Source organism: Streptomyces sp. NPDC005931, from assembly GCF_042871235.1.
Classification (GTDB): domain Bacteria; phylum Actinomycetota; class Actinomycetes; order Streptomycetales; family Streptomycetaceae; genus Streptomyces.
This window is the reverse complement of the sequence record NZ_JBIAIG010000003.1, coordinates 337,866-350,379: the sequence shown is the minus strand read 5'-3', so window position 1 is coordinate 350,379 and position 12,514 is coordinate 337,866. Positions and strand designations below refer to the sequence as shown.

Annotated in this window: 9 protein-coding genes; 1 reads left to right on the top strand and 8 read right to left on the bottom strand. The window is 71.8% G+C overall.

What is annotated here, in order from left to right; all coding sequences use genetic code 11:
- Nucleotides 1-26: 26 nt before the first annotated feature.
- The 4 genes from ACFYOV_RS09115 to ACFYOV_RS09100 form a co-directional block, all read right to left on the bottom strand.
- Entirely contained in the window at nt 27-983 is a 957-nt protein-coding gene (locus tag ACFYOV_RS09115) for an ABC transporter substrate-binding protein (RefSeq protein ID WP_389084770.1), read from the bottom strand.
- 86 nt (nt 984-1,069) lie between these two features.
- A complete protein-coding gene (locus ACFYOV_RS09110; protein ID WP_389084768.1) occupies nt 1,070-1,735 on the bottom strand; it encodes an ABC transporter permease in 666 nt (221 codons plus the stop codon).
- Nucleotides 1,732-2,439 (bottom strand): ABC transporter permease, encoded by a 708-nt coding sequence (locus ACFYOV_RS09105; protein ID WP_389084765.1) that lies wholly within the window; start codon nt 2,437-2,439, stop codon nt 1,732-1,734. The genes ACFYOV_RS09110 and ACFYOV_RS09105 overlap by 4 nt, the downstream gene beginning before the upstream one ends.
- Nucleotides 2,436-3,560 (bottom strand): ABC transporter ATP-binding protein, encoded by a 1,125-nt coding sequence (locus ACFYOV_RS09100; protein WP_389084763.1) that lies wholly within the window; start codon nt 3,558-3,560, stop codon nt 2,436-2,438. The genes ACFYOV_RS09105 and ACFYOV_RS09100 overlap by 4 nt, the downstream gene beginning before the upstream one ends.
- A 667-nt stretch (nt 3,561-4,227) precedes the next feature.
- Here ACFYOV_RS09100 and ACFYOV_RS09095 point away from each other — a divergent pair.
- Nucleotides 4,228-7,500, top strand: coding sequence for a S8 family peptidase (locus ACFYOV_RS09095; protein WP_389084760.1), 3,273 nt, complete (start codon nt 4,228-4,230; stop codon nt 7,498-7,500).
- A 185-nt stretch (nt 7,501-7,685) separates the two neighbouring features.
- On the opposite strand, the gene ACFYOV_RS09090 is transcribed toward ACFYOV_RS09095, so the two are convergent.
- The 4 genes from ACFYOV_RS09090 to ACFYOV_RS09075 form a co-directional block, all read right to left on the bottom strand.
- Nucleotides 7,686-8,798 (bottom strand): sensor histidine kinase, encoded by a 1,113-nt coding sequence (locus ACFYOV_RS09090; RefSeq protein WP_389084758.1) that lies wholly within the window; start codon nt 8,796-8,798, stop codon nt 7,686-7,688.
- A complete protein-coding gene (locus ACFYOV_RS09085; protein WP_389084755.1) occupies nt 8,795-9,520 on the bottom strand; it encodes a response regulator transcription factor in 726 nt (241 codons plus the stop codon). Before ACFYOV_RS09085 ends, ACFYOV_RS09090 begins: the two co-directional genes overlap by 4 nt.
- A gap of 151 nt (nt 9,521-9,671) precedes the next feature.
- A complete protein-coding gene (locus ACFYOV_RS09080; protein ID WP_389084753.1) occupies nt 9,672-10,706 on the bottom strand; it encodes a zinc-binding dehydrogenase in 1,035 nt (344 codons plus the stop codon).
- 118 nt (nt 10,707-10,824) lie between these two features.
- Complete coding sequence (locus ACFYOV_RS09075) at nt 10,825-12,465, bottom strand: glycoside hydrolase family 13 protein (protein ID WP_389084750.1); 1,641 nt, start codon at nt 12,463-12,465, stop codon at nt 10,825-10,827.
- Nucleotides 12,466-12,514: the final 49 nt, after the last annotated feature.

Genomic DNA, 12,514 nt, shown 5'->3' with positions numbered 1-12,514 from the left:
CGTCCGCACCGGCGCGGTGGGTGGGGTCAGTCCAGACCGGCCGACTTCAGCCAGGACTTGGCGACCTCCAGCGGGTCCTTCTTCTCCAGCATCACCTGGGCGTCCAGGTCGAGCAGGGTCTTGGTGTCCAGCTTCGCGGAGACCTCGTCGAGCGTGTCGACGCCCTCCTGGGAGAGACCGTCCTTGTGAACCAGCGGGGTCACGTTGGCGAAGCCGAACAGGTTCTCCGGGTCCTTCAGGACGAGGAACCTCTCCTTCACGATGGTCGGGTCCGTGGTGAAGACGTCCGCGGCCTGCACGGTGTTCTTCGACAGCGCCGACTGGGTCAGCGGGCCGCCCGCGTCCAGCGCCTTGAACGACTTGAACTCCAGCCCGTAGACGTCCTTCAGGCCCTTCAGGCCCTGCTGCCGGGTCTGGAACTCGGGCGATCCGCCGATCACCAGTTCCGGTGCCGCGTCCTTGAGGTCGGCGAGGGTGGACGAGGAGGTCAGGCCGTACTGCTTCGCGGTCTCGGCGTTGACGCTCACCGAGTCCTTGTTCTCGGCCGGGGACGAGTCGAGGATCGTGAGCTTCTTGTCGAGCCTGGCCTTCACGGCGGTGTTCACGGCCTCGGCGGACTTCTGCTCGGCCTTGGGGTCGAGGTAGGCGAGCAGGGAGCCGTTGTACTCCGGCAGGACGGTGATGGAGCCGTTCTTCATCAGGCCGTAGGTGGTCTCGCGGCTGCCGATGTTGTGCTTGTAGGTGACCTTGAAGCCCTTGGCCCGCAGCGCCTCGCCGTAGATGTCGGCGAGCAGCGTGCTCTCGGCGAAGTTGTTCGAGCCCACGACGACGGTGCCGGCGTCCGCCTTCTCGCCCGCCAGCGGGTTGTCGGGGGTGTCGTCGGAGGAGCAGCCGGCGAGCAGCGCCGCCGCGGCGGCGAACACGACGGCGGCCGCGACGGTGTGCTTCGCCCTGGACCTGCTGCTCTGCACGCTGGAAGTCATTGACCGATCCAATCCAGCCGTCCTGGATGAGTCAAGAACGGCCTCATTACGGTTTGTTGTCGCGTCGTCTCGTGCATGACGGGCCGTCAGCGCCGGCGTACCCCGGGGGACACCGCGAACCTCCCCGCCGCCCAGAACACCGCGAGCGTGACCAGGGCCAGGGCGGCGACCAGCGTGGCGCCGCCGACCACCTTCTCGTAGTCGCGCTGGTAGAGACCGTCGACGATGTACCGGCCGAGCCCGCCGAGGCTGACGTAGGCGGCGATGGTGGCCGTCGAGACGATCTGGACGGCGGCCGAGCGCAGACCGCTCAGGATCAGCGGGAGCGCCACCGGCAGTTCGACCCGCAGGAGGATCCGGGGCTCGTGCATGCCCATGCCCCGGGCCGCGTCCACCGGCGACGGGTCGACGGAACGGACGGCCTCGTAGGTGGTCACCAGGATCGGCGGGACCGCGAGGACGACCAGCGGGATCATCACGGGCAGCAGACCGAAGTCCAGCAGCACGAACATCAGCACCAGCAGGCCGAAACTCGGCAGCGCGCGGGCGGCGGTGGCGATGAGGGCAAGCGCGTTCCCGCCGCGTCCGGTGTGCCCGGTGAGCAGTCCGACGGGCAGACCGACGGCCGCGGCGAGGACGAGGGCCAGCAGCGAGTACCGCACGTGCTCGAGGAGGCGCCGGGGGATGCCGTCGTATCCGTGCCAGTGGGCGCTGTCGCCGAAGAAGGCGTTGACGAAGTTCAGGACGTTCACCGGACCGCCGCCTGTCGCGGTTCGGGGCGTTCCCGGGGCGGGGCGGGTGTGCGTCGGGCGGGCCCGCCGCGCGGCATCCAGGGGGTCAGCAGCACCCGCAGCAGGACCAGGAGGGCGTCGCACAGGATCGCCAGCAGGGCCGTCGCGATCACGGACTTGACCGCGAGTTCGGGCCGGTCGTACTTCAGGGCGACGGCGAGCAGATTGCCGAGGGCGCCCTGGTTGCCGATCAGGGCCCCGATGCTGACCAGGGAGATGCTGGAGGCCGTGGCCACCCTGAGGCCGGCGATGACGGCGGGCGCGGCGATGGGCAACTGCACCTGGAGGTAGCGCCGTACGGGGCCGAAGCCCATCGCGGTGGCGGCGGCGAGGGTCTCCTCGGGGACCGAGCGCACCGCGTCGACGATCGCCGGGACCAGCACCACCAGGCTGTACACGGCCAGCGGGATCATCACGGTGAGTTCGGTCTGGCCGGTGTAGTCGATGAGGACGACGAAGAAGGCCAGCGAGGGGATGGCGTAGAGGACGGTGGTCACGCCGATGACCGGCGGGTAGAGCCAGCGCAGCCGCACGCAGAGCTGGGCGAGCGGCAGGGCGAGCAGCAGTCCGGCGGCCACCGGCAGCAGGGCCTCGCGCACGTGCAGGCCGATCAGGCCGAAGTAGCTGTGCTGGAGGTCGCTGGGGACGTCGAAGAGGCCGTTCACGGGGCGACTCCCGCCCGGTCCGCGCGGCCCCGCGCGTGCGCGGCGCGGATCGCCTCGGCGATGGTCTGCTGGGAGACGACTCCGGTCACCCTGCCGCCCGTGTCGACGGCGACGGCCCAGCCGGTGGGTGAGAGCACGGCGCAGTCGAGGGCGACCCTCAGGGAGTCGACGCCGGGCACGAACGACCGCCCGTACGGCAGGAGCCGGTCGGTCCCGAGGTCCGCCGCGCCCGGCTCGTCCCGGGCGGCCCAGCCGAGCGGGCGGCCCTCCGCGTCGGTCACCAGCAGGTGCGGGGCGTCGGCCGCGGCGACGCGTTCGGCTCCGGCGCCGGCCCGGACCACGGCGTCGGTGGTCAACTCCAGGCCGGCGGAGGGGAAGAAGGACAGGCGCCGGATGCCGCGGTCGGTACCGAGGAAGTCCTCGACGAAGGCGTCCGCCGGGTCGGCCAGCAGTTCGGCGGGCGGCGCGTACTGGGCGAGCCGGCCGCCCTCGCGCAGCACGGCGACCATCGTGCCCAGGATGATCGCCTCGTCGATGTCGTGCGTGACGAAGACGATGGTCTTGCCCAACTCGTCCTGGAGACGAAGCAGTTCTTCCTGGAGGCCTTTGCGCACCACCGGGTCGACGGCCGAGAAGGGCTCGTCCATCAGCAGTACCGGCGGGTCCGCGGCCAACGCCCGTGCCACGCCGACCCGCTGCTGCTGACCCCCGGAGAGCTGGTAGGGGTAGCGCTTGGCCAGCGAGTTGTCCAGACCCACTCGTTCCATCAGCTCCGCCGCCCGCTCCCGGGCCCGGCGCCTGCCCCAGCCGAGCATGCGGGGCACGGTGGCGATGTTGTCGATCACGGTGCGGTGCTGGAAGAGCCCGGCGTTCTGGATGACGTACCCCATGGACCGGCGCAGCGTGGTCACCGGGCGGCGCCGGACGTCCTCGCCGTCGAGGAGGACGGTGCCCTCGGTGGGTTCGACCATCCGGTTGATCAGGCGGAGCGTGGTCGTCTTGCCGCAGCCCGAGGGGCCGACGAGGACGGTGATCGAGCGGTCGGGGATCTCCAGCGACAGCCGGTCGACCGCCACCGTGCCGTCCGGGTACCGCTTCGTGACTGAGTCGATCCGTATCAAGACGCCGAATACCCTTCGGTGGGCGGAGGTTCCTGGCCGAGGTCGCGCGTTGCCGCCGGTCGAGTGTAGACGCCACCCCGACCGGCCCTCCGGAGCGCGACACGCACACACACCGGTCTCCACGCCGTGCCGGGGCGCGCCCTCGCGCCGGACGGCTGCGGGCCCACCGGAGATCGCACAGTCCCTCGGCGGGCGCGCCCGGAACCGCCCCGCCCCATGCCCTCCGCGTCCGGATTACCCGACCGGAAAACAAGGGGGTGGCGGCTGCACGTCGTATCCATGCCGTCCGGAGCCTGCACCTCAGGGCCGAAAGGCTCGACTTCCGCTTTCGCGAAGGCAGTTCAGGACACCGGAATTCGAGGAAGCCGCACCCCCGGCCGGGTTCATGTGGAAGCGGAACGGTGCTGGATTTCCAGGCCGGAGCCCCAGCAGGGCACAACGGCCCTGGCCCCCCTGCCGTTCGGCCCTGCCCGGCTTGTTCAGTGCCTGTCCCATGGCAACCACTGTGGTGTTTTCCGTCCCTCCCTGCTTGTGTGAGAAGCGATGCTCCGCCCCCTTTCTGCGGACGGCACGTGCCGCCCGGTGCCGGGCGGCATTCCGCATCACCCCAACAACTGAGGGGGGAGAAATGCGTACAGCCCGATACACGGGTTTATCGGCCCTCTGCGTGACCGCGCTCGGCGCCGCTCTGGTGACGGCGCCGGGGGGCACCGCAGACGAACGTGCCGACGCCCCGTCGGCGAGCCCGGCCTCGCGCACCATCACCCTGGTCACGGGTGACCGGGTCGGGGTGGACTCCGAGGGACGAGTGACGACCGTGCGCCCGGGGAAGGGCCGCGACGTCCCGATCGCCGTCCAACGGACCGGCGAAGACACCTACGTCGTACCGCAGGATGCCGTCCCGCTCCTGCGCACGGGGATACTCGACCGGCGCCTGCTCAATGTCACCCGTCTGCTCGAGGACGGGTACGACGACGCGCACCGCGCCGCCCTTCCCCTGATCGTCGCCTTCAAGGGAGCCGCGACCGGCACGAAGGACGAAGTGAGAGCGGCAGACGGCAGGTTCGGCAGGAAGCTGCCGGGCATCGGCGCCGACACGGTCGCCCAGCCGCGGCGTGACGCGGTGGACGTGTGGCAGGCCCTCACGGAGGAGACCGGCGACGGCCGGCTGCGGGCCGCCCCCGGCGTACGGAGGATCTGGCTCGATGGTGCGGTGCGCACCGCGCTCGACCGGAGCGTGCCGCAGATCGGGGCGCCGGACGTGTGGAAGGCCGGATACGACGGCACCGGTGTGAAGGTGGCCGTGCTGGACACGGGAGTCGACGACACGCACCCGGACCTGGCCGGACGGCAGGTGGCCGAGCGGAACTTCAGTGCGTCGGCGGATGCCGTCGACCGGCACGGCCACGGTACGCACGTCGCGTCCACCATCGTCGGATCCGGTGAGAAGGCGGACGGCAGGTACAAGGGTGTGGCTCCGGGAGCCCGGATCCTCGACGGCAAGGTGCTCGACGACGAGGGCTACGGCACCGAGTCCGGCATCGTCGCGGGCATGCAGTGGGCCGCCGACGAAGGCGCAAAGGTGATCAACATGAGCCTCGGCGGCTTCGACGCCCAGGGCATCGACCCGCTGGAGCAGGCCGTCAACACCCTGACGGCCGACAGGGGAGTGCTGTTCGTGGTCGCCGCCGGCAACGAGGGTCCGACCTCCGGGACCGTCCGCACCCCCGGCAGCGCCGCCTCCGCTCTGACCGTGGGCGCGGTGGACAAGAGCGACGCGCTCGCCGGCTTCTCCAGCCGCGGACCGACCGCCGACGGCCTGCTGAAGCCGGACCTGACAGCACCGGGCGTCGACATCGTCGCCGCCAGGGCTGCGCACGGCGTCATCGGCGACCCCGGCCCGGACGGCTATGCGTCCCTCAGCGGCACGTCGATGGCCACTCCGCACGTCGCGGGCGCGGCGGCGCTCCTGGCGCAGAAGCACCCCGACTGGCAGGCCGACCACCTCAAGTCCGTTCTCACTGCGTCCACCAGGGAGGGCGCCGGTCTGGCTCCGACCGCAGAGGGCACGGGACGGGTCGACGCGGCGCAGTCGGTCCGGCAGACGCTGACCGCCTCTCCCGGCACCCTCGATTTCGGCACGCAGGCCGCACCGCACGAAGACGACCTGCCGGTGACCCGGACGGTCACGTACCGCAATGACGGCGACCGGCCGGTGAGCCTGCGCCTGTCGGTGAGGGAGTACACCTTCGACGGCAGCCCGGACTCCCACGGCACCTTCTCCGTCAGCCCGGCCACGTTGGCCGTTCCCGCGGGCGGCACGGCCGAGGCGTCGGTCACCGCCGACACCAGCAGGCCGGCCGACAACGGCACGCTGACCTCCGTGATCACCGCCGCCGCGGACGACGGCCAAACGGTCCGGGTCACGGGCACGGTGCTCCGCGAGGTCGACATGTACGACCTGACGCTCAGGCACACCTCACGCAGCGGCAAGGCCACCGCCGACTACGCGACCACGCTCGTCTCCCACCGCACGGGTGTCTGGGAGTGGCCGTACGAGTCGGACGGCACCGTCACGCTGCGCCTTCCGGAGGGCGACTACACCCTGAACACCGTGATCACCACGACCGACGGCGCGCAGATCAGCGGTCTGGACTGGCTGGCTCAGCCCCTGTTGCACCTCGACCGTGACACCACGGTCGCCCTCGACGCACGGAAGGCCAAGCCGGTCGACGTCACCGTGCCCGACGCACGGGCCGCGCAGAAGTCGGCGGTCATGGGCTACATGGTCCAGAAGGACGGCATGTGGTTCGAGCAGAGCCACTGGCTGACCTCCTTCAAGGGCTTCCGCACGGCACACGTGGGTGCCAAGCTGCCCGACAGTGTGCTGACGGCCGGCGCCACGGCGGTGTGGCAGGCCCCCAGGAAGGGCACCACGCTCACCAACTACCGCCTGGTGTGGAGCCGCGCCGGCTCGATGTACACCGGGCTGAGCCAGAAGGTGACGACCCGTCAACTGGCCAAGGTCACCGTCGGGCTGGGCACTTCGGTCACCGGTCGCACCGGAACACTGACCGTGATGGCCGACCCGGTCGGCAGCCTGTACCTCGGATCGGTGGCCTTCGCCCAGTCGCTGCCGGGCACCTCGGTGGAGTACCTGGGCGGAAGCGGGGCGCGGTGGAGTCTGCACTTCGGCTCCTACGTGCACGAGCAGCGCCACGAGGCGACGTACTACTCCCCGGCCCGTGCGTACACCCCGGGCAAGAGCTACAGCGAGCGGTTCGACACGGCGGTCACGGGGCCGTCCCTGCGGGCGGCGTACACCGGAATCTGGCGCAACGGCGACATCCTGACCCCGCAGATCCCGCTGTTCGCTGACGGCCGGGATCACCAGGGCGACGTGGTCCAGGGCACCGCGAGGACGGCGCTGTACCGCGACGGGAAGAAGATCTGGGAGTCCAGGTCCGCGCCGTACGGTGAAGCGGTCCCCGTCCCCGCGTCCAAGGCCGGCTACCGGCTGACCACCGACGTCCACCGCGCTCTGGGAACGGCGGCGACCAGCACCCGGGTGACCGCCGTGTGGACGTTCACCTCCGAGCGGCCGGCGGATCAGCGTGACCACCGGGTGAACGCCTCGGTCGTGCGGTTCGCACCGGACCTCGGTCTGACGAGCACCGCGAAGAAGGGCACGTCCGTGAAGGTGCCGTTCACCGTTCAGGGCGCGGCGGCCGGGAAGGGTCTGAAGAAGATCACTGTCCAGGCGTCGTCCGACAGCGGCCGGACCTGGAAGTCCCTGAAGGTGACCACGACGAAGAGCGGCCGGTACGTGACCGTCAGGAGCCCTGCCAAAGCAGGCGCGGTCTCCCTCCGGGTTCTGCTCACCGACACCAAGGGAGGAGCACTGACCCAGACCGTCCACCGGGCCTACCTGGTCACGTGAGGAGTGTCCATCACGGCACCCGGGTCCGGCTTCCTCCCCGCGGAGGGAACCGGACCCGAGGGTGCGCCGCCGGCGCACTCACCGGGCCGCGGTACGGCGACGCCCGAGGCACCGTGGATCCACGCGGCCCCATCGCCTCAGGCGCCCGACCGGTTCGCGACGCGGGGCTCCGGCAGGGTGTGCCCTCACTTCCCCGCCGTGGGCAGGCGCACCTCGAAGCGGCAGCCGCCGGTGACGTTGCGGACCGTGGCGCTGCCCCGGTGGGCCTCCACGATGCCGCGGACGATGGCCAGGCCCAGGCCCGCGCCGGCCGGTGGGGTGCGGGCGTGGGTGCCGCGCCAGCCGGTGTCGAAGACGCGGGGCAGGTCCTCCTCGGGGATGCCGCCGCAGCCGTCCGTCACGGACAGCACCACGCCTTCGTCAGAGCGTTCCGCGGCGACGGCGACCGTGCCGTCGGCCGGGGTCCGGCGGATGGCGTTGACCAGCAGGTTGCCCAGCACCCGGCTCATCTCCCGCCCGTCCACCTCCACCGGCACCGGCTCGACCCGGTCCCCGACCAGCCGTACGCCGTGTTCACGGGCCAGCGGGTCGGCGCCCGCGAGGGCGTCGCCGACCAGGTCGTACAGGGACATGCGGGACGGGGACAGGGTGAGTGCGCCCGCGTGGATACGGGAGAGCTCGAAGAGGTCGCCGACCATGTCGTTGAGGCGCTCGACCTCGGTGCGGATCTGCTGGAGATACCGGTCGGGGTCGGTCGCCACCCCGTCCTCCAGCGCCTCCGCCATCGCCCGCAGGCCGGCGAGCGGGGTGCGCAGATCGTGGGAGATCCAGGCGACGAGCTCACGCCGGGACGACTCCAGGGCGCGCTCCCGGTCCCGGGACTCGGCAAGCTTGGCGCTGGTGGCTTCCAACTCGCGGCTCAGCGCCGCCAGTTCCGCCGTGGCCGGGAGGTGCGGCGCGGCGAAGTCCCCGCCGTCGCCGAAGGAGCGCGCGGCGAGCGTGAGGTCCCGGCTGCGGGCGACGACCCAGCGGCCCAGCAGCAGCGCCGTGGCCATGGAGACGACGGCGGCCATCGCGACGACCGTCGTCACCACGGTCAGGTCGTGCGCCGAGAGGAACATCGCCTCGGCCACCGCCAGGGTGCCCGCGAGCATCGCCGTCACGGCGACGCCGGCGACCACCGCGAGGTGCGCGGTCAAGGACCACCGCCGGATCAGCATGAGCACCAGCGCGCCGAGCAGCCCGGCCGCGGCGGCGCCGACGAAGGCGAACAGGGCGATGAGGACGGTGTCGCTCATGGCCGCTCCTCACCGGCGGAGGGGTCGAAGCGGTAGCCGACGCCCCACACGGTCTGGATGAGCCGGGGCCGCGCCGGGTCGTCCTCCACCTTGCCGCGCAGACGCCGGACGTGCACGGTGACGGTCGACAGGTCACCGAAGTCCCAGCCCCACACCTCGCGCATCAGCTCCTCCCGGGCATAGGCCCTCCCCGGGTTCTTCAGCAGGAACGCCAGGAGGTCGAACTCACGAATGGTCAGGGCGAGTTCGGCACCGTTCTTGGTGGCCCTGCGGGCCGCCGGGTCGACCGAGAGGCCGCCCGCCCGCAGGGTGCCCGACGCGGTCGCGGGGGGCCGGGCGCGGCGCAGTACCGACTCGACGCGCAGCACCAGTTCACGCGGGCTGAAGGGCTTGGTGACGTAGTCGTCGGCGCCGACCTCGAGTCCGAGGATGCGGTCGTCCTCGTCGCCCCGCGCGGTGAGCATGATCACCGGCACGGGTCCGTGGCCGCGCATCCGGCGGCACACCTCCAGGCCGTCCATGCCGGGCAGCATCAGGTCGAGGACGACGAGGTCGGGCCAGTGTGCCGCCGCCCGGGCGAGCGCGTCGGGGCCGTCACCGGCCCGGTCGACGACGTATCCGGCCCGGTCGAGGTAACCCGTGACGATCTCGGCGACGGTGGGGTCGTCGTCGACGACGAGGACCCTGGCCCCGCTCCCTGCCCGCGGCTGTTGCTGCTCCATACGGCCAGCCTCGCACCCCCGGGCGCGCATGTGGCACGGCGGGGCCGCCGACGTCCTCGTTTCGTAAGGCGCCGGTGTCCGGTGAGAGGGCCGTCGCGTTCGCGGGTCTCAAGGCACTCGAGGCACTCGAGCGTCCCCGCCGGGGCGGTGTCTACGGACCGTCCACGGTGACCAGCACCTTGACCTGCTCCGGGTCGAGGGACGCCCTGAACGCCCTCGCGGCCTCTTCCAGCGGGTAGGTGGCCGTGACGACGTCCGTGGCACGCACGGCGCCGGACGCGATCAGCGCCATGGCGCCGCGGTAGTCCTCGGTGGTGTACATCAGGCTTCCCTCGACGCGGATCTCCCGGTCCTGGATCAGGTCCAGACGCACCGGGGTGGTGCCTGCGGTGCCCACGCCGACCACGACGATGTGGCCGCCCTTGGCGACCAGATCGGTGCCCTGGGCCATGGACTGCTCCCGGGCCACACAGTCGAAGACGACGTCGGCCGGACCACCGAGCGCCGCATGGGCCAGGGCGGTGAGGTCAGGGGCGTCGGCAGGTGGAGCCGCGTCCGCGCCGAGGCGCAGCGCCCTGTGCCGCTTGCCTTCCAGCAGGTCGGTCACGACGATCCGGGCCGCCCCCGCGTGCCGGGCGGCAGCGAGAGTGAGCAGTCCGATGGGACCGGCGCCGAGAACGGCGACGGTGCGGCCGGTGAGGTCACCGGCCTTGGCCACGGCGTGCATGGGCGTGGCCAGCGGTTCGACGAGGGCGGCCTGCAGATCGGTCAGGCCGTCGGGCACGCGGTGGACACGGTCGGCGGGAAGGGTGAACAGGTCGGCCATCGCGCCGGGGGTCTGGCAGCCGAAGACCTTCAGGTCCTGGCAGATGTTGTAACGGCCGGAACGGCAGGGGGCGCATCGGCCGCAGTGGAGGTTGGGCTCGACGACGACCCGGTCGCCGGGAGCGAAGCCCTCGACTCCGCCCCCCGTGGCAGTCACGACTCCCACCGCCTCGTGGCCCGGGCGGTAGGGCAGGTCGATGAAGGGGTGGTGCCCGGCCGCGGCGTGGATGTCGGAGCCGCACACGCCGACGACGCTGCTGCGCACCAGGAGTTCGCCGTCCCCGGGGGACGGAGGGGGCACGTGCTCGATGACGATGTCGTCGAGGGACCGGACGAGAACGCGGCGGATCTGCTGGGGCATGGGCAGGGGTGTCCGTTCGGTTGGGGAGCCGTGTCCGGCTTGCCGGTCCGGCCCCTGCGGTGCGGGCCCCGTCCGGTCCCGGCACCGGACGGGGCCGGCCTTCGTGCGTGGTGAGTGGCTACTCGGCGAGCCAGACCGCCTGGTCGGGAGCGAGGACCCCGTCCTGCAGGAGTCCGCTGGCCAGCAGCACCGAGGTGTGCTCGGGGAGCGGACACGGCTCGACCGAGAGGTTGACCACGCAGACGAAGCCGGGCTCGCGGCGGAAGGACAGGACCCGATCGGGGGCGTTCAGCCAGATCAGCGGGCCGTCGCCGAGTGCCGGGTGCTCACGGCGCAGCCGCAGGGCGGCCCGGTAGAGCTCCAGCATGGAGTTGTCGACGCCGGTCTGCGCCTCCACGCCGAGCCGGCCCCAGTCGGCCGGCTGGGGCAGCCAGGGCGCGGCAGTGGCGCCCTCGGGGCTGAAGCCGTACGGCGCGGATCGGCCGGACCAGGGGATCGGCACACGGCATCCGTCGCGGCCGCGGTCGGTGTGCCCGGAGCGTTCCCAGACCGGGTCCTGGAGCACGGACTCCGGGAGGTCCTCGACCTCCGGCAGGCCCAGTTCCTCGCCCTGGTAGATGTAGGCACCGCCGGGGAGGGCGAGCATCAGCAGGGCGGCGGCGCGGGCGCGCCGGGTGCCCAGTTCGAGGTCGGCGGCTCCTTCCGGCCGGTAGCGTTCGTTGGCCACCCACCGCTTGACGGTCCTGCGGCCGTAGCGGCTGGGGTGGCGCATGACGTCGTGGTTGGAGAGCACCCAGGTGGCCGGTGCGCCGACGCCGCCGAGCATGGCGAGGGAGTCGTCGATGACCGACCGCAGGTCCTTCGCGTCCCAGCTCGCCATCAGGAAGTCGAAGTTGAAGGCCGTGTGCAGGCCGCCGGCGCGAACGTAGGCGGCCAGCCGCTCCGGGCTGTCGGCCCATGCCTCGGCGACGAATGACCGGTCCCCGGGGAACTCGTCGGCCACCTTGCGCCAGGCACGGTAGATGTCGTGGACCTCGTCGCGGTCCCAGTGCGGATGCTCCACACGCTGCCCCGCTCCCCCGTTCGGGCGGCCCTGGAGGGGCGGCAGGTCGGGCAGATCGGGGTGCTTGACGAGTCCGTGTGCGACGTCGATGCGGAAGCCGTCCACACCGCGCGCGAACCAGAACCGCAGAACCGACTCGAACTCCGCCCGGACCTCGGGATGCTCCCAGTTGAGGTCGGGCTGCTCCGGCGCGAACAGGTGCAGGTACCACTCGCCGTCGGGAAGCCGGGTCCAGGCCGGCCCTCCGAAGCAGGAGACCCAGTCGTTGGGCGGCTCGTCCCCGTCGGCCCCGCGGCCGGCGCGGAAGATGTAGCGCTCCCGCTCCGGGCTGCCGGGGCCGGCCGCCACCGCGGCCCGGAACCACGCGTGCTGGTCGGAGGTGTGGTTGGGCACGATGTCCGGGATGACACGGATGCCGTGCCGGTGGGCCTCCTCGATCAGTTGCTCGGCGTCGGACAGGGTGCCGAAGAGGGGGTCGATCTCCCGGTAGTCCGCCACGTCGTACCCGTGGTCCGCCATGGGCGACTTGTACCACGGGTTGATCCAGATGGCGTCGACGCCGAGTTCCTTCAGGTAGGGCAGGCGCGAGCGGATGCCGGCGATGTCGCCGACGCCGTCACCGTTCCCGTCGGCGAAACTGCGGATGTAGACCTGGTAGATGACGGCGCTGCGCCACCACGGTGCGGTACCGGACATGCTGATGCTGTACTCCTTCGGCGGAGGGGCGGGGGGCGGCAGGGCCGCC